Origin of the sequence: Xanthomonas sp. NCPPB 3005 (genome assembly GCF_041228095.2) — a bacterium.
Taxonomy (GTDB): domain Bacteria; phylum Pseudomonadota; class Gammaproteobacteria; order Xanthomonadales; family Xanthomonadaceae; genus Xanthomonas_A; species Xanthomonas_A bonasiae.
Genome location: NZ_CP166096.2, coordinates 3,950,815 through 3,976,839, shown reverse-complemented (window position 1 = coordinate 3,976,839; position 26,025 = coordinate 3,950,815). Strand labels below are relative to the sequence as shown.

At 69.7% G+C, this 26,025-nt stretch carries 28 protein-coding genes; 10 read left to right on the top strand and 18 right to left on the bottom strand.

Annotation, left to right across the window (positions count from 1 at the left end; translation table 11 throughout):
• Window positions 1–3: 3 nt before the first annotated feature.
• The 5 genes from AB8810_RS17135 to AB8810_RS17115 all read right to left on the bottom strand — a co-directional run bounded on the left by AB8810_RS17135 (window position 4) and on the right by AB8810_RS17115 (window position 3,177).
• Window positions 4–561, bottom strand: a complete 558-nt coding sequence (locus tag AB8810_RS17135; RefSeq protein WP_179570774.1) for a PH domain-containing protein — start codon at window positions 559–561, stop codon at window positions 4–6.
• Between the two features lie 5 nt (window positions 562–566).
• Window positions 567–1,841 carry an alpha/beta fold hydrolase gene (locus tag AB8810_RS17130; protein WP_369914338.1) on the bottom strand — a complete coding sequence of 425 codons (1,275 nt, stop codon included), beginning with the start codon at window positions 1,839–1,841 and terminating at the stop codon, window positions 567–569.
• A gap of 28 nt (window positions 1,842–1,869) precedes the next feature.
• Window positions 1,870–2,055, bottom strand: coding sequence for a DUF4177 domain-containing protein (locus tag AB8810_RS17125; protein ID WP_179570776.1), 186 nt, complete (start codon window positions 2,053–2,055; stop codon window positions 1,870–1,872).
• Window positions 2,052–2,231 carry an Arc family DNA binding domain-containing protein gene (locus tag AB8810_RS17120; RefSeq protein WP_179570777.1) on the bottom strand — a complete coding sequence of 60 codons (180 nt, stop codon included), beginning with the start codon at window positions 2,229–2,231 and terminating at the stop codon, window positions 2,052–2,054. The genes AB8810_RS17125 and AB8810_RS17120 overlap by 4 nt, the downstream gene beginning before the upstream one ends.
• A 61-nt stretch (window positions 2,232–2,292) precedes the next feature.
• Window positions 2,293–3,177 carry an SPFH domain-containing protein gene (locus tag AB8810_RS17115; RefSeq protein ID WP_179570778.1) on the bottom strand — a complete coding sequence of 295 codons (885 nt, stop codon included), beginning with the start codon at window positions 3,175–3,177 and terminating at the stop codon, window positions 2,293–2,295.
• Window positions 3,178–3,313: 136 nt separating this feature from the next.
• Between AB8810_RS17115 and purT the strand changes: the two genes are divergently transcribed.
• Window positions 3,314–4,501, top strand: coding sequence for a formate-dependent phosphoribosylglycinamide formyltransferase (purT, locus tag AB8810_RS17110; protein ID WP_191824932.1), 1,188 nt, complete (start codon window positions 3,314–3,316; stop codon window positions 4,499–4,501).
• Between the two features lie 89 nt (window positions 4,502–4,590).
• Here the strand turns inward: purT and AB8810_RS17105 are convergent, their stop codons facing one another.
• On the bottom strand, window positions 4,591–5,214 hold the full coding sequence (locus tag AB8810_RS17105; RefSeq protein WP_179570782.1) for a hypothetical protein: 624 nt from the start codon (window positions 5,212–5,214) through the stop codon (window positions 4,591–4,593).
• Complete coding sequence (locus AB8810_RS17100) at window positions 5,211–5,471, bottom strand: hypothetical protein (protein ID WP_372530396.1); 261 nt, start codon at window positions 5,469–5,471, stop codon at window positions 5,211–5,213. Before AB8810_RS17100 ends, AB8810_RS17105 begins: the two co-directional genes overlap by 4 nt.
• A 113-nt stretch (window positions 5,472–5,584) precedes the next feature.
• On the opposite strand from AB8810_RS17100, the gene AB8810_RS17095 reads away from it, so the two are divergent.
• A complete protein-coding gene (locus AB8810_RS17095) occupies window positions 5,585–5,821 on the top strand; it encodes a hypothetical protein (RefSeq protein ID WP_369914335.1) in 237 nt (78 codons plus the stop codon).
• A gap of 46 nt (window positions 5,822–5,867) precedes the next feature.
• Here AB8810_RS17095 and AB8810_RS17090 read toward each other — a convergent pair whose 3' ends face one another.
• From AB8810_RS17090 to AB8810_RS17070, 5 genes are all read right to left on the bottom strand, one after another.
• Entirely contained in the window at window positions 5,868–6,623 is a 756-nt protein-coding gene (locus AB8810_RS17090) for a PhnD/SsuA/transferrin family substrate-binding protein (protein ID WP_369914334.1), read from the bottom strand.
• Window positions 6,620–7,120: a PAS domain-containing protein gene (locus tag AB8810_RS17085; RefSeq protein WP_191824930.1), complete on the bottom strand. Its 501-nt coding sequence runs from the start codon at window positions 7,118–7,120 to the stop codon at window positions 6,620–6,622. The genes AB8810_RS17090 and AB8810_RS17085 overlap by 4 nt, the downstream gene beginning before the upstream one ends.
• A 10-nt stretch (window positions 7,121–7,130) precedes the next feature.
• A complete protein-coding gene (locus tag AB8810_RS17080) occupies window positions 7,131–7,514 on the bottom strand; it encodes a roadblock/LC7 domain-containing protein (protein ID WP_206229898.1) in 384 nt (127 codons plus the stop codon).
• A 131-nt stretch (window positions 7,515–7,645) separates the two neighbouring features.
• Window positions 7,646–8,887 (bottom strand): endonuclease/exonuclease/phosphatase family protein, encoded by a 1,242-nt coding sequence (locus AB8810_RS17075; RefSeq protein WP_369914333.1) that lies wholly within the window; start codon window positions 8,885–8,887, stop codon window positions 7,646–7,648.
• 226 nt (window positions 8,888–9,113) lie between these two features.
• A complete protein-coding gene (locus AB8810_RS17070; protein ID WP_179570787.1) occupies window positions 9,114–9,875 on the bottom strand; it encodes an arginyltransferase in 762 nt (253 codons plus the stop codon).
• A gap of 214 nt (window positions 9,876–10,089) precedes the next feature.
• Between AB8810_RS17070 and AB8810_RS17065 the strand changes: the two genes are divergently transcribed.
• On the top strand, window positions 10,090–10,695 hold the full coding sequence (locus AB8810_RS17065) for an EF-hand domain-containing protein (protein WP_179570788.1): 606 nt from the start codon (window positions 10,090–10,092) through the stop codon (window positions 10,693–10,695).
• Window positions 10,696–11,034: 339 nt separating this feature from the next.
• Here the strand turns inward: AB8810_RS17065 and AB8810_RS17060 are convergent, their stop codons facing one another.
• The 3 genes from AB8810_RS17060 to AB8810_RS17050 all read right to left on the bottom strand — a co-directional run bounded on the left by AB8810_RS17060 (window position 11,035) and on the right by AB8810_RS17050 (window position 13,321).
• Window positions 11,035–11,547 carry a putative signal transducing protein gene (locus AB8810_RS17060; RefSeq protein WP_369914332.1) on the bottom strand — a complete coding sequence of 171 codons (513 nt, stop codon included), beginning with the start codon at window positions 11,545–11,547 and terminating at the stop codon, window positions 11,035–11,037.
• A 10-nt stretch (window positions 11,548–11,557) separates the two neighbouring features.
• Window positions 11,558–12,469 (bottom strand): acyl-CoA thioesterase II, encoded by a 912-nt coding sequence (tesB, locus tag AB8810_RS17055; protein ID WP_179570790.1) that lies wholly within the window; start codon window positions 12,467–12,469, stop codon window positions 11,558–11,560.
• Between the two features lie 72 nt (window positions 12,470–12,541).
• Window positions 12,542–13,321, bottom strand: a complete 780-nt coding sequence (locus tag AB8810_RS17050; RefSeq protein WP_369914331.1) for an enoyl-CoA hydratase/isomerase family protein — start codon at window positions 13,319–13,321, stop codon at window positions 12,542–12,544.
• Window positions 13,322–13,369: 48 nt separating this feature from the next.
• Here AB8810_RS17050 and AB8810_RS17045 point away from each other — a divergent pair, with 48 nt between their 5' ends.
• The gene (locus AB8810_RS17045) at window positions 13,370–13,855 is read left to right on the top strand and encodes a copper chaperone PCu(A)C (protein WP_191824925.1); all 486 of its coding nucleotides are present in this window, start codon (window positions 13,370–13,372) and stop codon (window positions 13,853–13,855) included.
• 332 nt (window positions 13,856–14,187) lie between these two features.
• Here AB8810_RS17045 and AB8810_RS17040 read toward each other — a convergent pair whose 3' ends face one another.
• Window positions 14,188–14,616 (bottom strand): acyl-CoA thioesterase, encoded by a 429-nt coding sequence (locus tag AB8810_RS17040; RefSeq protein ID WP_369914329.1) that lies wholly within the window; start codon window positions 14,614–14,616, stop codon window positions 14,188–14,190.
• On the bottom strand, window positions 14,613–17,579 hold the full coding sequence (uvrA, locus tag AB8810_RS17035; RefSeq protein ID WP_179570793.1) for an excinuclease ABC subunit UvrA: 2,967 nt from the start codon (window positions 17,577–17,579) through the stop codon (window positions 14,613–14,615). Before uvrA ends, AB8810_RS17040 begins: the two co-directional genes overlap by 4 nt.
• 294 nt (window positions 17,580–17,873) lie before the next feature.
• On the opposite strand from uvrA, the gene rplU reads away from it, so the two are divergent.
• The 3 genes from rplU (at window position 17,874) to cgtA (ending at window position 19,776) form a co-directional block, all read left to right on the top strand.
• The gene (gene rplU / locus AB8810_RS17030) at window positions 17,874–18,194 is read left to right on the top strand and encodes a 50S ribosomal protein L21 (protein ID WP_039005690.1); all 321 of its coding nucleotides are present in this window, start codon (window positions 17,874–17,876) and stop codon (window positions 18,192–18,194) included.
• A 12-nt stretch (window positions 18,195–18,206) separates the two neighbouring features.
• Window positions 18,207–18,482, top strand: coding sequence for a 50S ribosomal protein L27 (gene rpmA, locus AB8810_RS17025; protein WP_179570794.1), 276 nt, complete (start codon window positions 18,207–18,209; stop codon window positions 18,480–18,482).
• A gap of 223 nt (window positions 18,483–18,705) precedes the next feature.
• Complete coding sequence (cgtA, locus tag AB8810_RS17020; RefSeq protein WP_191824922.1) at window positions 18,706–19,776, top strand: Obg family GTPase CgtA; 1,071 nt, start codon at window positions 18,706–18,708, stop codon at window positions 19,774–19,776.
• A 124-nt stretch (window positions 19,777–19,900) separates the two neighbouring features.
• Here cgtA and rpsT read toward each other — a convergent pair whose 3' ends face one another.
• Window positions 19,901–20,173, bottom strand: a complete 273-nt coding sequence (rpsT, locus tag AB8810_RS17015; RefSeq protein WP_003469619.1) for a 30S ribosomal protein S20 — start codon at window positions 20,171–20,173, stop codon at window positions 19,901–19,903.
• 116 nt (window positions 20,174–20,289) lie between these two features.
• On the opposite strand from rpsT, the gene murJ reads away from it, so the two are divergent.
• The 3 genes from murJ (at window position 20,290) to ileS (ending at window position 25,977) form a co-directional block, all read left to right on the top strand.
• Entirely contained in the window at window positions 20,290–21,882 is a 1,593-nt protein-coding gene (murJ, locus tag AB8810_RS17010) for a murein biosynthesis integral membrane protein MurJ (protein ID WP_179570886.1), read from the top strand.
• A gap of 258 nt (window positions 21,883–22,140) precedes the next feature.
• Entirely contained in the window at window positions 22,141–23,139 is a 999-nt protein-coding gene (locus AB8810_RS17005) for a bifunctional riboflavin kinase/FAD synthetase (RefSeq protein WP_369914328.1), read from the top strand.
• A gap of 6 nt (window positions 23,140–23,145) precedes the next feature.
• Window positions 23,146–25,977, top strand: coding sequence for an isoleucine--tRNA ligase (ileS, locus tag AB8810_RS17000; RefSeq protein WP_369914327.1), 2,832 nt, complete (start codon window positions 23,146–23,148; stop codon window positions 25,975–25,977).
• The last annotated feature ends 48 nt before the right edge of the window (window positions 25,978–26,025 follow it).

Below are 26,025 nucleotides of genomic sequence, written 5' to 3'. Positions count from 1 at the left end.
GGGCTAAGCGCGGTGCGCGGCCAGCCGTTGCAGGTCCTGCAGCAACTGCCGCGGCTGTTCGGGGCTCAGCAGCAGCCAGCGCCCGTCGCGCAACGGCAGCGCCAGCACGCGGCTGGCATCGGTGACCAGGCAGAACGCGCGCTGGCCGTTGCGCATGCGGAAATAGCCGGATTTGAAGCCGGGCAACGCGTAGGCGATGGTCTTGCGGGTCGGCGCGAATTCGCCGTGCTCGGCCAGGTCCACCACGCGTGCCTGCGCCAGATCGATCTGCGCGATGTCGGTGCGCGTGGCGAACAGGCTGGAGCGGACCAGCAGCGTCCGTTCCTGCAGGCGGATGCCGCGGCGCAGGTAGAACAGGCTCAGCACCGTGCCGGTGGCTGGCAGCAGCACCAGGGTGGTCCAGTGCAGGCGGTGGCCGCGCTCCGGACTGGACAGGCCCACGGCGGCGACCAGGCCGGCGGCGAGCAGCAGCGGCAGCCACAGGCCCAGCAGCGGCAGGCGCCCGGGCGTGGCGACGCGGTAGTCGCGGGAGGTCGGTGCGGCTGGGGAATGGCTGTGCATGGCGGTCACTGTTGTGCGCGGATCCATTGCGCGGTATCGGCGATCAGCTGTGCGTCGACGTGCCCGGGCTGCGCGTACTCGGCGGGGTTCGGGGCGCCGCTGCCGGCGATGCCGAGGTGGTTGAGCTGCGCGTAGCGGTGCAGGGTCGCGCGCGGGTCGTCGCCCAGCGCCTGCTGCCAGCGCTGCCAGTCCGGCGCGGTGACCTGGAAATCGCGCTCGCCCTGCAGCCACAGCACCGGCTGGCGCAAGGCGAGGACGTCGGCCACCGGATCCACCTTGTCGAACGCGCGCCAGTACGCGGCCGGCAAGTCCTGCGGCGAATCGGTCCGCGCCACCGCACCGTCGCCGCGGACCTTGGCCACGCGCCGCTCGATCTCGGCTACGCGTGCCTTGCCCTCGGCGGACGGCGTGCCTTGCAGGCCGAGCAGATAGCGGTTCTGGTCGAGCAGCAGGTCCAGCAGCGAGCGCGCCGGTGCCGCCCACAGGACGATGCCGGCGGTCTTGCCGGACATGCGCGCGATGCGCGCGGCGAGCATGCCGCCCTGGCTGTGGCCCATCACGAAGATGCGCTTGGGGTCGATGCCGGGCGTGCGCGCCAGCGCCGCGACTGCGGCGACGGCATCGTCGGTGGTTTCGTCGTCCATGGTGAAGCCGTCCTGCATGCGCCCGGCGAAGCTTTCCGGCATGGCGAAGGTGCGCTTGTCGTAGCGCAGCACCGCGATGCCTTGTGCGGCCAGGCCACGCGCGACATCCAGGAACGGCCGGTTCGGGCCGATGGTCTCGTCGCGGTCGAGCGGGCCGGAGCCCTGCACCAGCACCACAGCCGGGAACGGTCCCTTGCCGGCCGGCAAGGCCAGGGTGCCGGGCAGCGGACCGACCGCGAACGCCTGTTCGGCGAAGCCGGCATCGGCAGCGGGCGGCGGTGGAGCGGGTGGCGCGGCCGGGGTCAGCAGCAGGCCGGCGATCTTGCCTTCGGCGTTCACCGAGACATGCAAGAGCATCGCGCCGCGTTCGAATTGCAGGCGTCGCTCGATCAGGCTGAGCCCTTGCTGCTGGCGTTCGGTGGCCGTGCCGCGCTGCTGCAACGCGCCCATCTGTGCGGACACCATGTGCCAGGCCGCGGCCAGTTTCTCGGCCGGCACCGCTTGCGCCATCGCGGGCGTGAAATCGCGTTCGGCCGCGGCGATGTCGCCGGCCTGCAAGCGGTCCAGCAGCGTGTTCGCCGCCTGCTGAGGCGAGGCCGCCAGGGCAGCGGCCGGGAACAGCAGTGATGCCAGCATGGGACCGAGGTGGCGGCGTGGGCGCATGTCAGCTCGCCTTCTTGAACACCAGCAGCACCGGCCACAGCCGCGGCGAGCTGATCACGTTGACCAGTTCCCAGCCCAGGGCGCCTTGCTTGTTCAGCTCGGCCTGGATCGGTTCGGCGTCCACTTTGCCGAGAAAGGTGGGCTTGAGATTCACTTCGACAGTGAGGTAAGTCCAGCGCGTGGTCATGGCTTGGGTTCCTGGTCCTCGCCGGGCTTGGGCAGCCGGCCGGCCTTGCGCAGCGCGTCGCGCAACACGTATTCGATCTGCGCGTTGAGGCTGCGCAGCTCGTCGTCGGCCCAGCGCTGCACCGCCGCCAGCACGTCGGCGTTGATGCGCAGCGGATAGGCCTTCTTCTCGCTCATGCGGGACGGCTCGTTTGCATCCGCGCTGCCGCTGCCGCACGGAGGTGGCAGGACTCGCGCATCAGTACAGCGAGCCGGCGTTGACGATCGGTTGCGCGCCGCGGTCCGAGCACAGCACGGTCAGCAGGTTGCTGACCATGTGCGCCTTGCGCTCCTCGTCCAGCTGCACGGTGCCGTTCTTCTCCAGTTCGGCAAGCGCCATTTCGACCATGCCCACGGCACCGGCGACGATGCGCGTGCGTGCGGCGATCACCGCGTTGGCCTGCTGCCGCTGCAGCATCGCCTGGGCGATTTCCGGCGCATAGGCGAGGTGGCTGATGCGCGCCTCGATCACGTCCACGCCGGCCTGGGTGAGGCGCTCGTCGAGATGGCGCTTGAGCTGCTCGCTGATCTCGGCGGGGTGGCTGCGCAGCGAGATCTGGCCGTCCTCGTGCTGGTCGTAGGGATAGCTGGTGGCCATCGCGCGCAGCGCCGATTCGGACTGGATATGCACGAAGCTCTCGTAGTCGTCGACGTTGTACACGGCCTCGGACGCATCGATCACCTGCCACACGATCACCGCGGCGATCTCGATCGGGCTGCCGTCCAGTTCGTTGACCTTGAGCCGGCCGCTCTCGAAGTTGCGCACGCGCTGGCTGACCTTCTTCTTCGAATAGAAGGGGTTGTTCCAGCGCAGGCCGTTGTCCTTGACGGTGCCGACGTACTTGCCGAACAGGCTCAGCACCGCGGCCTGGTTCGGCTGCACCGTGTACAGGCCGCACAGGCTGAACAGGGCGGCCGCGCCGAGCAGCAGCGACAGCAGCACCAGCGGCAGCGAGCTCGGCCCGCCGCTCACCGGATCCTTGATGACGCCCATCACGAACAGCCACAGCGCCAGCGCGGACAGCGCCAGGACGCCGAGCAGAAGCGGAATGCCGGGCAGCGAGCGAAGCGTGCGTTCTTTCATGGCGGTCTTCCCAGGTGTGTGGCGGAAAGATATCACTTTGATATCTGATTGCAAGGGGGCGTTTGCGGACGTCTGCGACAGGGAAACGGCACGGGCCGTTAGAATGGCGCCCCTCTTTCGCGCAGGCACCGCCGCCATGACCACCCTGGGAACCCCGCTGTCCGCTTCCGCCACCCGCGTGCTGCTGCTGGGCTCGGGCGAACTGGGCAAGGAAGTGGCGATCGAGCTGCAGCGCTTCGGCGTGGAGGTGATCGCCGCCGATCGCTATGCCGATGCGCCGGCGATGCAGGTGGCGCACCGTTCGCACGTGCTGGACATGCTCGATGCGATGGCGCTGCGCGAGCTGATCGCGCGCGAGCAGCCGCACCTGATCGTGCCGGAGATCGAGGCGATCCACACCGAGACGCTGGTGGCGCTGGAACGCGAGCATGGCCAGCGGGTGATCCCGACCGCGCGCGCGGCGCGGTTGACCATGGACCGCGAGGGCATCCGCCGCCTGGCCGCCGAGACGCTGGGCCTGCCGACCTCGCCGTACCGCTTCGTCGATACGCCGGAGGAGTACCGCGCGGCGATCGCCGCGGTCGGCCTGCCGTGCGTGGTCAAGCCGGTGATGTCGTCCTCGGGCAAGGGCCAGAGCACGCTGCGCAGCGAAGCCGAGATCGACGCCGCCTGGGAATACGCGCAGACCGGCGGCCGCGCGGGCGCCGGCCGCTGCATCGTCGAAGGCTTCATCGATTTCGACTACGAGATCACCCTGCTGACCGTGCGCCATGCCGCCGGCACGTCGTTCTGCGATCCGATCGGGCACTGGCAGAAGGACGGCGACTACCGCGAGAGCTGGCAGCCGCAGCCGATGTCGGCGCTGGCGCTGCAGCGGGCGCAGGAGATCGCGCGCGCGGTCACCGACGACCTCGGCGGCTGGGGCCTGTTCGGCGTGGAACTGTTCGTCAAGGGCGACGCGGTCTGGTTCAGCGAAGTGTCGCCGCGGCCGCACGATACCGGCCTGGTCACCCTGGTGTCGCAGGAACTGAGCGAGTTCGCGCTGCATGCGCGCGCGATCCTGGGCCTGCCGATCCCCGTGATCCGCCAGAGCGGGCCGTCGGCCTCGTGCGCGCTGCTGGCGCACGGCGAAGGCGTGCCGCTGTTCGGCAACGTCGCCGCCGCGCTGCAGGCCCCGGACACCGCGCTGCGCCTGTTCGGCAAGCCCAGCGTGCATGGCCATCGCCGCGTCGGCGTGACCCTGGCGCGCGGCGCCAGCATCGACGAAGCGCGCCAGACCGCCCGCGACGCCGCCGCCGCCCTGACCATCGAACTGAAGGCCTGACAGCAGGGGAAAAGGTCTGGCGGCACGGAAAAGGGACGCGCTCGTGGCGCCGTTCCCAATCCCCAATCCCGATTCCCCAATCCCGGCCTTCAACCCGGCGGCGCGAACCGCGCCGCCGCCAGGCGGATGCTCCACACCAGCTCCACCATCGCCAGGTTGTTGAGCAGCGCTTCGCCGCCGAGGATCAGCCAGTAGCCGCTGCCGTCCACCCAGAACGGGACGAACGACCAGTCCGGCAGCAACAGCTGCGGCTCGCTGTAGAACGACACGTAGCGCTGCGCGCCGCTCCAGCCGCGTGCGCCCTGCCGCTGGGCGAAGCCGGAGAAATCGGCCGCGGCCACGCTCAACGTGTCGGCCTCGTCCTGGTTCAGCCCGGCATGGCCCAGGCAGAAACCGCCGTCGGAGGCGAGCACGGCGCGGCGCTCGGCCGACAGCGGCGCGATCACGTGCTGGGCGAAATCGTCCAGGCGGATCTCCGGGCCGGGCACCGGGCGCCGCAACAGCTGGATCCACTGCCGTTCGCGCGCTTCGTGCAGCAGGCGCTGCGCGTCGCCGTCCACGCGCATGCGCCATTCCGGCAGCGACAATGCGCCGTGCGCGCTGAGCAGCAGTTGCAGCGCGCGCTGCATGCGGTCCGGGGCGGCGCTGGCGAAACCATGCAGTACGCCGTGCGGCGTGGGCATCAGCCAGGTGGGTTCTTGGTCGTCGTTCATGGCCGAGGGCTTGCAATGGAAAGAGGGAGGTCGGCGGCGACGCTGCGGCCGCCGAGCAGGTCGCGTTGCTGCAGCCAGCGTGCGGTGCGGTCCCAGCGGTCGCCCAGGGCGAGCGCATGGCGGCGCAGCTCGCGGCTGGCGAGCATGAAGGCGAGCTTGTCCTGGCAACTGATGCAGTAGTCGAGGAACTCGCGCTCGCAGCGCGCCGCGGTCAGCGGGGCGCCTTCGCACAACGCCTCCACCACCTCGCGCACCATGCGCCGCGAATGGTCGGGGCTGGCCCGGCGGACCCGTGCCGGCACGTCGGCCGAGGGCGCGCCAGCACGCTCCAGCGTGTGGCCAGGGCATTGATCGGCAGCAACGCGTGGCCATGGCTGTGGCGTTGGAAGGCCTCGGCCACATGCGGCGGCAGATGCGCGGCGGCCATCTGCAATGCCGCCTGGCGCAACGCGGTGTTGTGTCGCGGCAGCGCCACGAACAGGTCGGCGAGCACGCCTTGCGCCGGCTCGTTGTCGTGCAGCTGCAGCGCCGCATGCAGGCGCGCCAGATGCGCGGCGGCGTCGCGCGGATCGCGCAGCAGGGCGCGCGCATGCGTGCGCATCACTAGGCGGGCCGGATCTGCAGCGGTGGTGCGGTTGGCCATGGCGGTGCGCTCAGTCCAGCAAGGTGTCGATCAGGTCGATCATGAATTCCGCGTCTTCCATCGTCATCGCCTCGAAGCCGCGCTCCAGGCCCAGCGCATCGAGCACGCCCTGGTCCTCGCGGTGCGTCGCGTCGCCCAGCGCCAGCAGCGCCGTTTGCAACGCAGGCAGCTGCGCGGCGATGCGCGGATGCGCCAGCAGCACGTGGCCGATGTCGCACAGCGCACTCTCCACCAGCGGCCGCAACCGCTCGCGGGTCAGCCGCGACAGGCGGCGATAGGCGTCGGCCAGGAACAGGCCGGCATCGGCTTCGCCTTCCAGCAGCAGCCGCGCCACCGCGGCATAGCTGCTGGCCGGACGCCAGGCGATGCGCTCGGGGTCGAGGTCGGCCGGCTCCAGCAGGCGCAGCGCGATCAGGCGCACGTCGTGGTTGTCGGTCAGCGCGATGCGGCAGCCGTAGGACAGGTCTTCGACACGGCGCGCCGGCGCGTCCGCGGCGGCGGCGATCACCACTTCGTCGGCATGCGCGCGCGGGCGTGCGAGCGGCAGATAGCCGCGCGTGCGGATCAGGGCGCTGGCATCGAACGGACTGGCGTACACCAGGTCGACCACGCTGTCGTCGAGCAACTGCCTCTGTTCCGCGGCGTCGGCCGGCATCAGCAGGTGCAGGCCGACGCCGGTGCGGCGCTGCAGCACGGTACTGAGCAGGTACCAGCCGCAGAAGTTCTCCGGCGCGAAGTCCGGCGCGACCAGGAAATCGAGGCTCATGCCGGCGTCTCCGCGCGCTCGTCCTGCAGCCACTGCGCGTACAGCGGTTGCAGTGCGTCGATGCGCCGCCGCGAGGGCTTGCGCCGCACCGAGGTGAAGCCGACCACCTGGCCGTTGCGCACGTTCGGCAGCGCGGTGGCGTAGACCCAGTAGCAGGCGCCGTCGCGGCGCAGGTTCTTGACGTAGCCGTGCCATTTCTCGCCGCCCAGCACCGTGTCCCACAGGTCGCGGAACGCGCGCCTGGGCATGTCGGGGTGGCGCAGGATGCAGTGCGGCGCGCCGATCAGCGTCGCCCGCGGCCAGCCGCTGAGTTCGACGAAGGCGTCGTTGGCGTGGGTGATGACGCCGTCCAGGTCGGTGCGCGACACGATCAGGCGCCCGTCGGGGTAGGCCACTTCGCGTTCGCTCCAGTACACCAGGCGGCGGCTGCCGTCGTGGTAGCGCAGCTCGGCGCTGCGGTGCGGCTCGTGCGGCGGATCCATCGGCGGCAGCGGCATGGCGGCGCTCCTAGAGAATCTGCTGCAGCGCCTGGGCGGCGCGCTTGATGTCCAGGAACACCAGGCCGAGCTTGGCGCTGGGCTTGGCGAGCACGGTCAGCACCGCTTCGCGCCCGGCCGCGCTCATGATCACGTAGCCGAGTTCGCCCTGGATCAGCACCCGCTCCAGCGGCCCGCGCGCCAGCTCGCGCGCGCTGCGCTCGCCCAGCGCCAGCAGCGCGGCGGACATCGCGCCGACGCGGTCCTCGTCCATGCCCTGCGGCATCGCCGAGGCGATCATCAGTCCATCCAAGGAAATCAGCGCCGAGGCCTCGATGTCGGCGGTGGCGCCGTTGAGTCCCTCCAGCGCCTGTTGCAGCTGTTGCGTTCGCATGCTCGCTATCCGGTGACGCATCCCGACGGGGTGCGGCATGCATTGGATAGCGTTTGCGTGGTCTTGCCCTTGATCTGGATCAAGGCCGGGGTGCGGCGCCCCCCAAGTCCGGATCAGCCCGGTCGCCGGCCGTCCGCCCGCACCGCCAATCCCTAATCCCGACTCCCCAATCCCGGCTCCAAAGCCACATCCACCCACACCAGGTGATGGTCGCTGCCGTCGGCGATCGCCGCGGCCGGGGCGCTGGAGGCCGGCCAGAACACGCCGCTGTCCAGATAGCGGAAGCCGTTGGACGGCAGCACGTAGTCCAGCCGCATCGCGCCGGCCTTCGGCCCGAAATCGCCGGTGACCTGCTGCGGCGGGCCGCGGTGGGCGATGCCCTGCGCGGCATAGGCGCGCGCGGCTTCTTCGCCGCCGGCGCTGTGCGGGGTCGGGTAGTGCAGCACGCGCGGGTGTTCGACCAGCGCGCGGATCGCGTCGTGGCGGCCTTCGCCGTCGATGACGTCGTTGTTGAGATCGCCGAGCATCACGAAGCGTGCGCCGGCGGCCAGGCCGCCGCAACGGCCGGCGTCGTCGCACAGCCATGTCGCGCTGGCGCGGTTGTCGAGATATTCGCGCCACAGCCGCAGTTCGTCGTGGTTGCGCGCCGCGTTGCGCTTCTCGGCGCCGTCGAACACCGGCGGCGTGGGATGCGCGACCAGCGCGTGGACCACGCCCAGCGGCGTGCGTACCGGCACGTCCCAATGCGATTTCGACGACAGCCGCAGTTGTGCCCACACCGCATCGCTGTAGAACGTGCGACCCGTGGCCGGATCGATCGGCCGCAGGGCGCCGGGCATCGCGCTCCATTTGAACAGGCGGAAGCTGCGCACCGCCGCGGCGTCGATCGGGTACCTGGACAGCAGCAGCATGCCGTACTGGCCGGGATGCAGGCCGTAGCCCCAGGCGTCGTTGCCGCGCGCGCGGCCGTTGCCGCCGACGCTGCCGTCGTTGTCCAGGTCCAGCCCGCTGGGCACGCCGGTGTTGACCGGCGCCAGGTAGCGGTACGGGTAGTGCAGCGCGGCGCCGCCGAGCGGCTGGGCGACTTCCAGGTAGCGCTGTTGGAACAGGTCGGCGGCGCGGTGCGCGTCGTCGTAGTCGAATTCGTTGAGCAGCACCAGGTCCGGGCGCACCTGCTGCAGCACCGCGGCGATCTTGCGCGCCTGCGCGCTGTCGCCCTGTAGCGCCGCGATCAGGCCGCCGTCCTCGTCCGAATTCAGCGAGGTGTTGTAGGTGGCCAGGCGCAATGCCGCGGGGGCGGGCGCTGCGGGCGTGGCGGCGGTCGGGGCGGAGCCGGTATGCGAGCAGGCGCCGCACAGCAGGGTCAGGGCAAACAACAGGGCACGTGGCTTCATGCGCGCATTTTCGCACGCGGCGCATGTCCGAACGATGGCGCCGTGGCGGCGTGCCGAACGCGCTTGCCGAGGCGATGCACGCTGCGGGTCGCGGCGCCGGCAGGTGGCTCGGGACGACGAGCGTCTCGCGCGCCGTCAGCTCTCGCGGTCGCGCCGTGCATCGCTCATCGCCTCTCTCGCTCCCGTCGGTCGGTAAGCCGGAAGGCCGAATCGCGGTGCGGGCGCCCTAATCGCCGAGGCGGCCGGCGTAGTCGTCGAACGCGCGCCAGTTGCGCCCGTCGTAGGCCTGCAGCGGCCGGAAGCGGCGCTTGTAGTCCATCTTCTGGTGGCCGCGGATCCAGTAGCCCAGGTACAGATGGCTCAGGCCTTCGCGCCTGGCCCATGCGATCTGTTGCAGGATCGCCAGCGTGCCCAGCCCGCGCGCGGCGACGTCGGGATCGTAGAAGGTGTAGACCGCCGACAAGGCCTGCTCGGCGATGTCGGTGACCGCCACCCCCAGCAGCGGTCCGCGCTGTCCGTCCGCGGTCTTCTGGCGCATCTCCAGAAAGCGCCCGTGCGACCAGCGGCCGATCAGGAACTGGTCGAATTCGTGCGCGCCGTGCGCATCCATGCCGCCGCCCGGGTGGCGCATGCGCAGGTAGCGCTGGTACAGCGCCAACTGTTCCTCGTTGCGTTCGGCGGCGACGATGCGCGTGTCGATGTCGGCATTGCGCGCCAGGCAACGGCGCTGGCTGCGGTCGGGCACGAATTCCGCGACCGGGATGCGCACCGCCACGCAGGCGCGGCAGTGGTCGCAATGCGGCCGGTAAACCAGGTCGCCGGAACGGCGGAAGCCCCAGCTCAGCGCCAGCGGATACAGCGCGCCCAGGCGCGGGTCGTGCGGGTCCAGCACCAGATCGCGCGCCTGCCGCTCGGGCCAATAGCCGCACGCGTGCTGGCCGGTCTGGAACAGGCGCAGGTCGTCGCTGGCGTCGGTGTGGATGGCCATGCACCGAGCATAGCGCTTCGCGATCGCAGCGGCCGCGACTGTCCGCCGCATGAATGCGCCCCGGCCCGGGTCAACCGCGCCTGCAGCGGGGCGTTGATTGCAGTGAAGGCGCCGCTGCGCCGGCCCGCCTGGCGGTCCGTTCCTGCTGCGCTGGTGACTGCCGCATGCGCTTGCCGCGCCGGCAGGTGTCTTCCTTTCCCTCAGGGAGTTTTCCATGAAGTATCGCAACCCGCTGCTCGCCCTGGCCATGCTCGCCGTGCTGTCCGGCGGCGCCTATGCCGCCAACCCGCCGCCGTCGGATCCCGCCGCGCCGGCCGATGCCGGCGGCTTCGCCAGGCTGGACAAGAATGGCGACGGCGTCGTCGATCGCAGCGAGGCCGCGGCCAATCCGCGCCTGGCCGAGCACTTCGACGCGCTGGACAAGAACCACGACGGCAAGCTGACCCCCGACGAGTTCCCGCGCCATGGCCGTCACGGCGAGCGCGGCGGACGCGGCGAGCATGGCGCGATGTGGGCCAAGCTGGATACCAACAAGGACGGCCGCATCAGCCGCGACGAGGCCAAGGCCGATCCGAAGTTCGCCGCGCGCTTCGACAAGATGGACGCGAACAAGGACGGCTTCGTCGATCGCGCCGATTTCGAGCTGCGCGCCAAGCAGCATCGCGACGAATGGTTCGCCAAGGCCGACACCAACAAGGACGGCATGCTCAGCCGCGCCGAGTTCGATGCGGCGCAGTCGATGTGGATGCACAAGCCCGGCCAGAAGCCCGGGCAGAAGCCTGGCGCCAAGCCGATGCCGGCCGCATCCGACGCGAACTGACCGTTCCACCCCGCAACAGGCAACAAGCAACAAGGCGCCGATCGACAGCCGCCCCTGCGCAGCAATGCGCAGGGGCGTTTTTATTTGTCCATGCGTTGCTCCCGCAGCGCACGCGGCCAATCGCCATGCTCCTGTAGGAGCGGTTTCAACCGCGACATGCCCATTGGCGAAGTCGCGAACTTCGGCGACCTGTCGGGGCTGAAGCCCTCCTACAGTGCAGCCAGCCTATCGCGAGCGGCTTCAACCCCCACAGGCGCGGTGGCGAAATGGCCGGCTTGAGCGGCCGTCAACGGCCACCCCAAACCCTGCAAGAAACAGCATGCCTCTGCCGCCGATGGCTCAGTTGCCGCGCTGCGCCGGCTGCACCCGCACGCGCACTTCGTCGCTGTCCTGTGCTGGTTGCGAGGCCGGTGCGGCGGCTGGCGCGACAGCCGGGGGGGGCGCGGCGGCCTGGTTGCCGCGATGGCGCAGCACCGTCACCAGCGCCACCGCGCCGATCGCCAGCAGCAGCGCGACCCGCAGCCGCCAGGCCCAGCGCTTGCCGCTGTCCGGGACCGCCTGCGAGCGGAATTCGCTCAGGTACGGCAGCGTCTGCGCCGGGTCCTGACGGGTGCTGTCGATCAGGCCGGACTCGCGCAGCAGGGCGCGCGCGCGCGGCTGGTCGTCGGCGTGCACCACCCACACCGTCGGCTGCACCTGGGCCGCCACCGGGTCGATGTAGCTGAACTGGCCGCTGCGCCGGCTGCGGTAGGAACGGCCGTTGCTCAGCCGCACCTCGATGCCTTGCTCGCGCAACAGCTTGGCCACGCCTTCGGCGGTTTCCACGCGTTGACTGCTGAAGATCTGCCGCATCGTCGTCGCCTCAGTCCTTGGCCGGAACCTGCGCCGCGGCGCCGGCCTCGGGCACCACGCGGATCAGGCCTTCCTGCGCGGTGCTGGCGACCAGCACCCCGTCGCGGGTGAAGAACTGGCCGCGCGCCAGGCCGCGCGAGCCCTGCGCGCTGGGGCTGTCCAGCGAGTACAGCAGCCAGTCGTCGGCGCGGAACGGGCGGTGGAACCACAGCGCGTGGTCGAGCGAGGCCATCTGCACGTTCGGCGTGTAGTAGCTGATGCCGTGCGGAAAGGTCGCGGTGCCGAGCAGGTGGAAATCCGAGGCGTAGGCCAGCAGCGCCTGGTGCAGTTCCGGCGCGTCGCCGACCGGCTCGCTCAGGCGCAGCCACATCTGCTGGAACGGCGGGCGCTTGGGCGGGTTCAGTTCGTCGCGCGGGTACACGTGGCGGAACTCGAACGGGCCGCCGCGCGAGAGCCAGCGCTGCACCTTGGTCGGCAGCGTCGCCAGCACGTCCGGACGCGCGGCCTGGGTCGGCTCGATGTCTTCCGGCTGCGGCACTTCCGGCATCTTCAGCTGGTGGGTGGCGCCGTCTTCGCGCTCTTGGAACGAGGCGGCGCAGAAGAAGATCACCTTGCCGTGCTGGACCGCGGTGACCCGGCGCACCGAGAAACTGCCGCCGTCGCGGGTGCGGTCCACGTCGTAGACGATGGGGTGGTCGATGTCGCCGGCGCGCAGGAAATAGGCGTGCAGCGAATGCGCGCGGCGGCCGTTGTCCACCGTCGCCTGCGCCGCCGACAGCGCCTGCCCCAGCACCTGCCCGCCGAACACGTACTTGGTGCCGATGTCGCGGCTCTGGCCGCGGAACAGGTTGTCCTCCAGCCGTTCCAGCGACAGCAGTTCGATCAGTTCGGACACGACGGGAGCGGGCGGCTTGGCGGACAAGAGGCGGGGCCTGGGCGAGGAATGCCCACGATTATACCGGGCTGCCCGCGCCCGCCTGCGTGCCGGCGCGGCTCAGCGCTTGCCCAGCCTGGCCACCAGCGCGTGCAGCGCGGCCTGGGTGTCCGGCGCCTGCCAGCCGTCGACGAAGCGCTCGAGCTGGATGTGCTCGTCGGCCAGCGCGGCGCGCAGGTCGGCGCGGGCGATCGCGCGGGTCTGCAGCATCGGCTGCCGCGGCAGTTTCAGCAGCTCCTGCAGCCAGGCCACCGCACGCGCGACCACCAGTTCCGCGTCGACCAGTTCGTCGACCAGGCCGATCTCCAGCGCCCGCTCGGCGCTGACCAGCTCGCCGCCGACCAGCAGCCGTTCGGCGCGGTGTGCGCCGACCACGCGCCGCAGCAGGCGCTGGATGCCTTCCGGCGCGACCAGGCCGACCTGGGTCTCGTTGAGCCCGATGCTGACCGGATGCGCGGGCTCGGGACTGCGCGCCATCACCCGGTAGTCGCAGCACAGCGCCAGCACGCAGCCGCCGGCCGGCGCGTGGCCGGTCAACGCGGCCACCACCGGGATCGCGCTGTCGGCCAGCGCGCGGGCGGCGCCGAAGAACTGCTGCCAGCTGTCGAGCAGCTTGGCGCGATCGTCGCCGTGCCCGAGCAGATGCGGCACGTCCATGCCGGCGGAGAAGATGCGCTCGCTGCCGGACAGCACCAGCGCGTGCACCGCGTCGGCTTGCGCCTGCGCGATCGCCGCGGCCAGGTCGGCGCACAGGGCGGTGTCGAGCGCGTTGACCGGCGCGCGCGCCAGGCGCAGCTGGCGGATGGGGCCGTGGTCGAGAACCTGGATCAGCGAGGTCATGCGAAAGCTTCCGAAGGCGGCGCGGTGCGGGACCGCTATCATAGGGCCATGAAGCTCAAACCATCCGCATGCGTACGGGGGCTGGCCATCGGGCTGGCGTGTTTGGCCGGGTTGGCGCCGGGGGCGGCCTTCGCGGCGCCGGCGGCGGCCAAGGCCGATGGCTGTCTGCCGCAGTGGCAGGCGGGCTGGGCAAGGCTGCCGCCGAGCGCGGCGATGCCGATGGCCGCCGGTTTCGGCCGCCTGCACAACCCGTGCAAGCAGGCGCTGGCGGTGGTGTCGGCGCGCAGCCCGGCGTTCGCCGACGTGAGCCTGCACCAGACCACGCAGGTGGATGGGGTCAGCAAGATGCGCGAGATCGAGCGCCTGCCGCTGGCCGCCGGCGCCGATGCGGTGCTGCAGCCCGGCGGCCTGCACCTGATGCTGATGCAGCCGGCGCAGCCGCTGCGCGAGGGGGCGAGCCTGCCGATCACCTTCGTGCTGGAGGATGGGCGCGAAGTGCAGGGCGAGCTGAAGGTGAGTGCGGCCAAGCCGTAGCGGGGTGGCCGAGCGGTGGCGATTGCGATGGCGATGGCGATCGCCACGATTGCCGCTGCACCCTTTGGGTTCGGCGCGTCGCGACTGAAGTCGCTCCCACAGCACCTCCGGCCAACACGATGGAGTCCTGTAGGAGCGGCTTCAGCCGCGACAGGCATTACCGGTAAAGCCCGTCGCGGCTGAAGCCGCTCCTACAAGGGCGGGGATTCGGGATTCGGAATTGGGGATTAGCAAAAGCGATCTTGCGCGGGTCTGCCAATCCCGAATCCCGGCTTTCCACAGCCGAACGGCTGGTCATCCCGAATCCCCAATCCCCAATCCCGGCTTTTCAATCAGCTGCAGGCCGCGCGGATCTCGTCCGGCAGCGGCGCGCTCTTGCCGGTTTCGGTGTCGATCCACACCACCACCACGTTGCCGTCCGAGTGCAGCACGCGCTCGTCCTTCTGGTCGACGATGCGATGGCCGACGGTGATGCTGCTGCTGCCCATGCGCTCGACGAACAGCTCCACCACGATGTCGTTCGGCCATACGATCGGGCGCCGGTAGTTGACGTTGGTCGCCGCCACCACCGGGGCGATGCGGTTGCGCATCGAGAAGCCTTCCACGTTCAGCAGCCAACGCACGCGCGCTTCTTCCAGATAGGAGATGTACTTGGCGTTGTTGACGTGGCCCATGCTGTCCATGTCGCGCCAGCGCACGCTGATCGGCACGCGCGCCAGCGGCTTGTGCGAGGGGGAGGAATCGGTGGGGGATGCGCTCATCGTGCGGCCTTCTTGGTCGTGGTCTTTTTAGCCGCCTTCTTGGCGGCGGCCTTCTCGGCCTTGCTCTTGCGCGGCGGCAGCGCGTCGGGCTTGTTGGCCATCGCCGCCGGCTTGGTCGGCTTGGCCACGGTGCCGGCGGGCAGCAGCTTGGCCAGGAACTGGCCGGTGTAGGAGTCCGGATGCGCGGCGATGTCCTCCGGGGTGCCGGTGGCGAGGATGGTGCCGCCGCGATGGCCGCCTTCCGGACCCAGGTCCACCACCCAGTCCGCGGTCTTGATCACGTCCAGGTTGTGCTCGATCACGACCACGGTGTTGCCTTCGTCGCGCAGCTTGTGCAGCACGCCCAGCAGCGCCTCGATGTCGTGGAAGTGCAGGCCGGTGGTCGGCTCGTCGAGGATGTACAGGGTGCGGCCGGTATCGCGGCGCGACAGCTCCTTGGACAGCTTCACCCGCTGCGCCTCGCCGCCGGACAGGGTGGTCGCGCTCTGCCCGAGCTTGATGTAGCTCAGGCCGACATCGACCAGCGTCTCCAGCTTGCGCGCGATGGTCGGCACCGGCTCGAACAGCCGCAGCGCGTCCTCCACGGTCATCTGCAGCACGTCGTTGATGTTGAAGCCCTTGTACAGGATCTCCAGCGTCTCGCGGTTGTAGCGCTTGCCGTGGCACACGTCGCAGGGCACGTACACGTCGGGCAGGAAATGCATCTCGACCTTGATCAGGCCGTCGCCCTGGCACGCCTCGCAGCGGCCGCCGCGCACGTTGAAGCTGAAACGGCCCGGCGAATAGCCGCGCGCGCGCGATTCGGGCACCTGCGCGAACAGCTCGCGCAGCGGCGTGAACAGGCCGGTGTAGGTGGCCGGGTTGGAGCGCGGGGTGCGCCCGATCGGCGACTGGTCGATGTCCACCACCTTGTCGAACAGGTCCAGGTGTTCGATCTCGCGGTACGGCGCCACCGTATGCGAGGCGCCGTTGATCTCGTTGGCGGCCAGGGTGAACAAGGTGTCGTTGATCAGCGTCGACTTGCCCGAGCCGGACACGCCGGTGACGCAGGTCAGCAGCCCGGCCGGGATGTCCAGGTCCACGTTCTTGAGGTTGTTGCCGGTGGCCCCGCGCAGGTGCAGGGTCATCTTCGGATTGGCCTTGTGCCGCTTGGCCGGGATCTCGATGCGGCGCTTGCCGGACAGGTACTGGCCGGTCAGCGAGCGCGGCGCCTTCAGCAGGTCCGCCACCGTGCCCTGGCCGACGATCTCGCCGCCGTGCACGCCGGCGCCGGGGCCGATGTCCAGCACGTAGTCGGCCAGGCGGATCGCGTCCTCGTCGTGTTCGACCACGATCACCGTGTTGCCCAGGTCGCGCAGCCGCGTCAGCGTGCCGAGCAGGCGCTCGTTGTCGCGCTGGTGCAGGCCGATCGACGGCTCGTCGAGCACGTACATCACCCCGACCAGGCCGGCGCCGATCTGGCTGGCCAGGCGGATGCGCTGCGCCTCGCCGCCGGACAGGGTGTCGGCCTTGCGTTCCAGGGTCAGGTAATCCAGGCCGACGTCGACCAGGAAGCCGAGCCGCTCGGCGATCTCCTTGACGATCTTGCTGGCGATCTCGCCGCGCCAGCCGGGCAGGTCGAGCTGGCGGAAGAAGGTCAGCGCGTCGTCGATCGGCAGCACCACCAGGTCCGGCAGCGGACGGTCGGCGACGAACACGTTGCGCGCGGCCTTGTTCAGGCGTGCGCCCTTGCAGTCCGGGCACGGCCGCTGGCTGATGTACTTGGCCAGTTCCTCGCGCACCGCCGGCGATTCGGTCTCGCGGTAGCGGCGTTCCAGGTTGGGGATGATGCCTTCGAAGCGGTGCTTGCGCTGGGTGCGGCCGCCGGCATCGGTGAAGTAGGTGAAGGTGATGGTCTCGTCGCCGCTGCCGTACAGCACCGCCTGGCGCACGCTCGCCGGCAGCGACTGCCACGGCGCGTCCACGTCGAACTTGTAGTGCTTGGCCAGCGAGGCGATCAGCTGGAAGTAGTAGGCGTTGCGCCGGTCCCAGCCGCGCACCGCGCCGGCCGACAGCGACAGCTCCGGATGCACCACCACGCGCTCGGGATCGAAGAACTCGGCCACGCCCAGGCCGTCGCAGCTCGGGCACGCGCCCATCGGCGCGTTGAACGAGAACAGCCGCGGCTCCAGCTCCGGCAGCGAGTAGTCGCAGACCGGGCAGCTGTACTTGGACGAGAACAGGTGCGGCGCGGCGGCGGTGTCGTCCAGCGACTGCACCGACACCATGCCGTCGGCCAGCTTCAGCGCGGTCTCGAAGCTCTCGGCCAGGCGCTGCTTGATGTCCTCGCGGGGGCGGAAGCGGTCGATCACCGCCTCGATGGTGTGCTTCTGGCGCAGCGCCAGCGCCGGCACCGCGTCGATCTCGTACAGCTCGCCGTCCACGCGCACGCGCACGAAGCCCTGCGCGCGCAGCTGCTCGAACACCTGCGCGTGCTCGCCCTTGCGGTCGCGGATCACCGGCGCCAGCAGCATGTAGCGCTGCTCCGGGTCCAGGCTCAGGATGTGGTCCACCATCTGGCTGACCGTCTGCGCCTCCAGCGGATAGCCGTGGTCGGGGCAGCGCGGCTGGCCCACGCGCGCGTACAGCAGGCGCAGGTAGTCGTAGATTTCGGTGATGGTGCCGACCGTGGAGCGCGGGTTGTGCGAGGTCGACTTCTGCTCGATCGCGATCGCCGGCGACAGGCCTTCGATGTGGTCGATGTCGGGCTTTTCCATCACGCTGAGGAACTGCCGCGCGTACGCCGACAGCGACTCCACGTAGCGGCGCTGGCCTTCGGCGTAGATGGTGTCGAACGCCAGCGACGACTTGCCCGAGCCGGACAGGCCGGTGATCACGATCAGCTTGTCGCGCGGCAGGTCGAGGTCGAGGTTCTTGAGGTTGTGCGTCCGCGCGCCGCGGATGCGGATGAAATCCATCGCCATGAGGGGTCCGTGTTGTGCCGGCCGGGCGACAGCCCGGGGCCAGCGTGGGGGCGGAGAGGGGACGGCAATCGATCAGCGTACCCAGCTTGTCAGGTGGGGGCAATTGCCGGATTTGCCAGGATTCGGGGCGGGCCGCGGCTGGCCGGTTCAGCCAATCGCGACGGGGCGCCGGGGCCGCATCCGCGCCGGACCGGGGACTTGACCCTAACCCGCTGAAGCCATTACAATTCCGCTCCTGTCTGCCCGAAGAGGCACGGCAGGGGCGACCACAATAACTACAGAGGAAGTCTGGTCATGTACGCAGTACTGGTAACCGGCGGTAAGCAATACCGCGTCGCGCAGGGCGAAACGCTCCGCGTGGAAAAGCTCGAAGTCGAAGCCGGCAACGAGATCAAGTTCGACAACATCCTGATGCTGGGCGACAGCGACGGCATCAAGCTCGGTGACGCGCTGAACGGCGCCACCGTCACCGCGAAGGTCGTGGCCCATGGCCGCGCCGACAAGGTGCGCATCATCAAGTTCCGCCGCCGCAAGCACCACATGAAGCGTCAGGGACATCGTCAGCATTACACCGAAATCGAGATCACCGGCATTGCCGGTGGCGACAAGAAGTAAGGAGCAGCAGTCATGGCACACAAAAAAGGCGTAGGTTCCTCGCGCAACGGCCGCGACTCCAACCCGAAATACCTGGGCGTGAAGATGTTCGGCGGCCAGGCGATCGAGGCGGGCAACATCATCGTGCGTCAGCGCGGCACCCAGTTCCACCCGGGTTCGGGCGTCGGCCTGGGCCGCGACCACACCTTGTTCGCGCTGGTCGACGGCAAGGTCGAGTTCTCGGTGAAGGGCGCCAAGAAGCGTCGCACCGTGAGCGTGGTTGCCGAAGCGGCGACCGCCGAGGCGTAAGCGTTTCGCCTCCAGGGCCTGCGCCATGGCGCAGGCTTGCTGACGAAAGCCCCGCTTCGGCGGGGTTTTTTGTTGGAGGGCCGGGATATTGGGATTGGGGATTGGGGATTCGCGAAAGCGGATCCCGCCGAGTCCCTGATTCGTTGCCTCCGTTCTTTGCCGGGGCCGCTAAACTGCGGCATCCGGTGGTTTTTCCAATCCCGAATCGCGAATCCCAAATCCCATGAAGTTGGTAGACGAAGCAGAAATCCAGGTCAGTGCCGGCAATGGCGGCAACGGCTGCATCGGCTTCCGCCGCGAGAAGTTCATCCCGCTGGGCGGGCCGGACGGTGGCGATGGCGGCAACGGCGGCAGCGTGTGGCTGGTCGCCGACGAGAACCTCAATACCCTGGTCGATTTCCGCCACCAGCGCGCGTTCCGTGCGCAGCGCGGCGAGAACGGCATGGGCCGGCAGATGTACGGCAAGGCCGGCGAAGACCTGGTCATCACCGTGCCGGTCGGCACCGTGGTGATCAACGTCGATACCGACGAAACCATCGGCGACCTGGTCGCGCACGGCGACAAGCTGCTGGTCGCGCAGGGCGGCAAGGGCGGCCTGGGCAACATGCATTTCAAGAGCTCGGTGACGCGCGCGCCGCGCAAGGCGACGCCGGGCGAGGAGGGCGAGGAGCGCGTGCTGAAGCTGGAGCTGAAGCTGCTCGCCGACGTCGGCCTGCTCGGCTTCCCCAATGCTGGCAAGAGCACCTTCATCCGCGCGGTGTCCGCGGCCACGCCGAAGGTCGCCGACTATCCGTTCACCACGCTGTATCCGAACCTGGGCGTGGTCAGCGTCGAGGCCTATCGCAGCTTCGTGATCGCCGACATCCCGGGCCTGATCGAAGGCGCGGCCGACGGCGCCGGCCTGGGCGCGCAGTTCCTGCGCCATCTGCAGCGCACGCGTCTGCTGCTGCACCTGGTGGATCTGGCGCCGATGGAAGGCGGCGTCGATGGCGTGTCGCCGACCGAGCAGGTGCGCGCGATCGAGCGCGAACTGGAAAAGCACGACCCGGAGTTGCTGGCCAAGCCGCGCTGGCTGGTGCTGAACAAGGCCGACCTGCTGTTCGAGGACGAGGCGCGCACGCTGGCCGAGCAGGTCGTCGCCGAACTCGGCTGGACCCAGCCGTGGTACCTGGTCTCGGCGCTGGGCCGCGACGGCACCTGGCCGATCATGAAGGACGTGATGGCGTTCTTCGACCGCCAGCGCGAGGATGCGCTGGAAGCGGCCGCCAATGCTCCTGCCGCCGATGCGCTCTGAGCGCGGCGGCCGGCCCGGCGCGCGGTTGTCGCGAGCGGATCGCACGCACACGAAAAACCCGGCCGAGGCCGGGCTTTTTCGTAGTGCCGGAAGCGCTGGCGCCTCCGGCAACGACCGCAGCCGGTTAGGCGGCGGTCTTGATCGCCTTGATGCGGGCGGTCAGGCGGCTCTTGTGGCGCGCAGCCTTGTTCTTGTGGATCAGACCGCGCGAGCTGAAACGGTCGAGGATCGGCTGGGCAACGGCGAAAGCGGCTTCGGCGCCGGCGGCGTCGTTGGCGTCCAGGGCCTTGATGACCTTCTTGACGGCGGTGCGCAGCATCGAACGCTGAGCCGTGTTGCGCGCGTTGCGCACGACGGTCTGCTTGGCGCGCTTCTTGGCGGACTTGATATTGGCCACGGTGGTGGTTTCCTGGAAAGCTGTGTGGTGGATAAAAACAAGCGGGAGAGTATGAAGGTTCTAAACAACTGCGTCAAGCCAATTGTCAAGAGGGTCGCTGCATGAGCGCGCCGCGCATGTCCCGCGGGCTGCTTTCGTTCAGCAGCATGACCATGGTCTCGCGCGTGCTGGGGCTGGTACGCGATCAGGCTATCACCATTTCGTTCGGCGCCAACGCGACCACCGACGCTTTCTGGGTCGCGTTCCGCATTCCGAACTTCCTGCGCCGGCTGTTCGCGGAAGGCTCGTTCGCCACCGCGTTCGTGCCGGTGTTCACCGAGGTCAAGGAAACCCGGCCGCATGCCGACCTGCGCGCGCTGATGTCGCGGGTGTCCGGCACCCTGGGCGGGATTCTGCTGCTGGTCACCGCACTGGGGCTGATCTTCACCCCGCAGGTGGCGCTGCTGTTCAATCCCGGCTCCAGCGACGACCCGGCCAAGTTCGGCCTGATCGTGGACCTGCTGCGGCTGACCTTCCCGTTCCTGCTGTTCGTGTCGCTGACCGCGCTGGCCGGCGGTGCGCTGAACAGTTTCAACCGTTTCGGCTTGCCGGCGCTGACCCCGGTGATCCTCAACCTGTGCATGATCGCCGGCGCGCTGTGGCTGGCGCCGAAGCTGGAGGTGCCGATCCTGGCGATGGGCTGGGCGGTGCTGGTCGCCGGCGCGCTGCAGCTGCTGTTCCAGCTGCCGGCGTTGCGCGGCATCGACCTGCTGACCCTGCCGCGCTGGGGCTGGAGCCATCCGGACGTGCGCCGGGTGCTGACGCTGATGGTGCCGACCCTGTTCGGCTCCTCGATCGCGCAGATCAACCTGCTGCTGGACACGGTGATCGCCTCGTTCCTGTTCGCCGGCTCGCAGAGCTGGCTGTCGCAGGCCGACCGCTTCCTGGAACTGCCGCTGGGCGTGTTCGGCGTGGCGCTGGGCACGGTGATCCTGCCGGCGCTGTCGCGGCACCACGTCAAGACCGACCATGCCGGCTTCTCCAATGCGCTGGACTGGGGCCTGCGCACCACGCTGCTGATCGCGGTGCCGGCAATGCTGGGGCTGATGCTGCTGAGCCAGCCGCTGGTGGCCACGCTGTTCCAGTACGGCAAGTTCACCGCGTTCGACACGCGCATGGCGGCGATGTCGGTGTTCGGGCTGAGTTTTGGCCTGCCCGCGTTCGCGCTGCTGAAGGTGCTGCTGCCGGCGTTCTACTCGCGCCAGGACACCCGCACCCCGGTGCGCGCAGGCGTGGTCGCGCTGGTCGCGAACATGGTGCTGAACCTGCTGTTCCTGGCGATCCTGTACCAGCTGTGGGTGCCGGCCGAGCTGCGCGCGCAGGGCGTGCGCGCGGCGCTGGCGGCGGTGCCGGGCCTGCACCTGGCGCTGGGCCTGGCCAGCGCGGTGGCCAGCTACATCAACCTGTCGTTGCTGTGGCGCTGGCTGCGCCGCGCCGAGGTGTACCGGCCGCGGCCGGGCTGGGCGGGCTACCTGCTGCGGCTGGGCGTGGCCTGCGCGGCGATGGCCGCGGTGCTGGGGCTGGGCCTGCACTGGCTGCCGGGGTTCACCACCATGGACAAGTGGCACCGCATCGGCAGCCTGCTGGCGCTGGTCGGCGGCGGCGGGGCGGTGTACCTGCTGGCGTTGCTGGCGCTGGGCTTCCGCCCGCGGGATCTGCGCGAGCATTGAGGGCCGGGATATGGGGATTGGGGATTGGGGATTCGCAAGTGCGGCATTTGCGCTTTCTGTAGGAGGGGTTTCAACCCCGATGCTCTGCCGGTAAGGCGTCGGGGCTGAAGCCCCTCCTACAGAAAAGCGGCGCTTGCCTCGGTCCGATGGTTCCACTGGCGGCGGGCCTGCCGTCCCGGGTCTTGCCACTCCCCGCTATACTCGACGGTTACGCATCATCGGCCGGCGCATTCCAGCGCCGGCGCTTCGGACCGAGGAATGAGCAGGCTGTTTAGAGACGTCGAGGGCGGGACTTTGTTCCCGCAGGGAAGCGTGGTCTGCATCGGCGCCTTCGATGGCCTGCATCTGGGCCACCGCGCGCTGGTGCGCCATGCGCTGGCGCGTGCCCGCGCGCTGGGCGTGCCGGCAGTGGCGTTGAGCTTCGAGCCGCTGCCGCGCGAGTTCTTCGCGCCGGCCGCGCCGCCGCCGCGGCTGACCCTGCCGCGGGCCAAGGTCGAAGGCCTGCAGCAGCTCGGCGTGGACAGCGTGGGCCTGCTGCGCTTCGATCTGCGCCTGTCGTCGATGAGCGCGCAGGACTTCGTGCAGCGCACCCTGGTCGAGCGGCTGCAGGCGCGCGAGGTGTGGATCGGCCCGGCGTTCCGTTTCGGCCACAAGCGCGGCGGCGACATCGCGCTGCTGCGCGAGATGGGCGCGCACCTGGGCTTTTCCGCCGGCGAGATCGAGCCGGTGCACCTGCGCGAGGAACGCATTTCCAGCACCCGGATCCGCGAACTGCTGGTGGCCGGCGAATTCGCCCATGCCACCGAACTGCTCGGCCGCCCGTACGCGATCGACGGCCGCGTGGTGCGCGGCAAGCAGCTCGGGCGCACCCTCGGCTATCCCACCGCCAACCTGCGGTTTCCGCGCACGCCGGCGCTGTCGGGCATCTACGCGACCTGGGTGCACGGGGTGACCGAGCAGCCGTGGCCGTCGGTGTCCAGCTTCGGCACGCGGCCGACGGTGCAGGGCGTGGAGCCGCTGCTGGAAGCGCACCTGTTCGATTTCCACGGCGACCTGTACGGACGCCACATCGCCGTGGAATTCGTCGCCAAGCTGCGCGACGAAGAGACGTTCTCCGATCTGCCGGCGCTGACCGAACAGATGCACCGCGACGCCGCGCTGGCCCGGCGCCTGCTCGCGTCGGCGCAGCGCCCCGCGCTGCCGCCCGCACAAGCCCGCGCCTCCGCGCGCGGACTCTCCACTGAAGACAACCGGTAAATCCCCGTGACCCAGGACTACAAAGCCACCCTCAACCTGCCGGCGACGGACTTCCCGATGCGCGGCGATCTGCCCAAGCGCGAGCCGGACACGCTGGCCCGCTGGGAGAGCGAGGGGCTGTACGCACAGCTGCGCGACAATGCCCAGGGCCGGCCGCTGTTCGTGCTGCACGACGGCCCGCCGTACGCCAACGGCGCGATCCACCTCGGCCATGCGGTCAACAAGATACTCAAGGACATCATCGTCAAGTCCAAGTACCTGGCCGGCTTCGATGCGCCGTACATCCCGGGCTGGGACTGCCACGGCCTGCCGATCGAGATCGCGATCGAGAAGAAGTACGGCAAGGTCGGGGTCAAGCTGGACGCGGCGCAGTTCCGGCAGAAGTGCCGCGAGTACGCCAACGAGCAGATCGACATCCAGCGCCGCGATTTCAAGCGCCTGGGCGTGATCGGCGACTGGGACAACCCGTACCGCACGCTCGACTTCCATTTCGAAGCCAACGAGATGCGCGCGCTGGCCCGGATCGTCGACAACGGCCACCTGACCCGCGGGGTGAAGCCGGTGCACTGGTGCTTCGATTGCGGCTCGGCGCTGGCCGAGGCGGAGATCGAATACGCCGACAAGCAGTCGCCGACCGTGGACGTGGCCTACACCGCGCGCGACGGCGCGGCGCTGGCGGCCGCGTTCGGCGTCGCGCTGCCGGAGGATGTGGAAGTCGCGGTGCCGATCTGGACCACCACGCCGTGGACGCTGCCGGCCTCGCTGGCGGTGTCGCTGGGGCCGGACCTGAGCTACGCCCTGGTCGAAGGCCCGGCCCACGACGGCCGTCGCCGCTGGCTGGTGCTGGCCGATGCGCTGGCCGAGCGCGCGCTGCAACGCTACGGCGTCACCGAGGTGGTGGTGCACGGCCGCGTCGCCGGCGCGGCGCTGGAGCACCAGCTGCTGGCGCATCCGTTCTACGACGAGCGCGACATCCCGCTGATCCTCGGCGACCACGTCTCCGACGAGGACGGTACCGGTGCGGTGCACACCGCGCCTGGGCACGGCCAGGAAGACTACGTGGCGGCCAAGCAGTACGGCCTGATCGAGCGCTACACCGCCGCACAGATCAACCCGATCGACGGCCGCGGCGTGTACCTGCCGTCGACTCCGCCGGCCGACGGCGTGGCGCTGGCCGGGCTGCATATCTGGAAGGCCAACGACACCATCGCCGAGGTGCTCGCCGCGCGCGGCGCGCTGCTGGCGCACGCGAGCATGGTCCACAGCTACCCGCACTGCTGGCGGCACAAGACCCCGATCGCGTTCCGCGCCACGCCGCAGTGGTTCATCTCGATGGAGCAGGCCAACCTGCGCGCCGATGCGCTGAAGGCGATCGAGGGCGTGCACTGGTATCCGTCCTGGGGCCAGGCGCGCATCGCCGGCATGGTCGCCGGGCGCCCAGACTGGACCATCTCCCGGCAGCGCACCTGGGGCGTGCCGATCGCGCTGTTCGTGCACCGCGAGACCGGCGAGCCGCATCCGCGCAGCACCGAACTGATGCGCCAGGTCGCCGACCGCGTCGAGGAGAGCGGGGTGGACGTGTGGTACACGCTCGACGCCGCCGAACTGCTCGGCGACGAAGCCGCCGACTACGACAAGATCACCGACATCCTCGACGTGTGGTTCGACTCGGGCGTGACCCACGAGGCGGTGCTGGCCGAGCGCGGCATTCCCAAGCCGGCCGACCTGTACCTGGAAGGGTCGGACCAGCATCGCGGCTGGTTCCAGTCCTCGCTGCTGACCGGCGTGGCGCTGGACCAGGCGGCGCCGTACCGGCAGTGCCTGACCCACGGCTTCACCGTGGACGAGCACGGCCGCAAGATGTCCAAGTCGCTGGGCAACGGCATCGAGCCGCAGGACATCATGAAGACGCTGGGCGCGGACATCCTGCGCCTGTGGATCGCCTCCAGCGACTACAGCAACGAGATGTCGCTGTCGCAGGAGATCCTCAAGCGCAATTCCGACGCCTACCGGCGCCTGCGCAACACCGCGCGCTTCCTGCTCGGCAACCTGCATGGCTTCAATCCGGCCGCGCACCTGCGCACCCTGCCGGAACTGGTGGCGCTGGACCGCTGGATCGTGCATCGCGCCTACGAAGTGCAGGAGCAGATCAAGGCCGCCTACGCGCGCTACGACTTCGCCGCGATCGTGCAGGCGCTGCTGAACTTCTGCAGCGTGGACCTGGGTTCGCTGTACCTGGACGTGACCAAGGACCGGCTGTACACCATGCCGGAGGACTCGCACGGCCGGCGTTCGGCGCAGAGCGCGATGTTCCATGTCGCCGAAGCGTTCGTGCGCTGGATCGCGCCGATCATGAGCTTCACCGCCGACGAACTGTGGGGCTACCTGCCCGGCGCGCATGTCGGCAACGTGCTGTTCGCGACCTGGTACGAAGGCCTGGCGCCGCTGCCGGAAGATGCGCCGCTGAGCGCGGCCGATTTCGAGCAGCTGCTGGCGCTGCGCGAGCAGGTGGCCAAGGTGCTGGAGCCGATGCGCGGCAACGGCGTGATCGGCGCGGCGCTGGAGGCGGAGATCACCGTCGCCGCCGACGCGGCCACGGCCGCCAAGCTGCAGCCGCTGCAGGAGGAACTGCGCTTCCTGTTCATCAGCGGCGACGTGGTGGTGCGCGAGGCCAGCACCGACGAGATCTTCGTCAGCGCCCAGGCCACCAGCAAGCAGAAGTGCGTGCGCTGCTGGCACCACCGCGCCGACGTGGGCGTGGATCCGGCGCACCCGGACCTGTGCGGCCGCTGTGTCGGCAACGTCGAAGGACCGGGCGAGGAGCGCCACTGGTTCTGATCCGCCCCTGCGCGATGGGGACCGCGGCGGCGACGCGTTCGGCGTCGC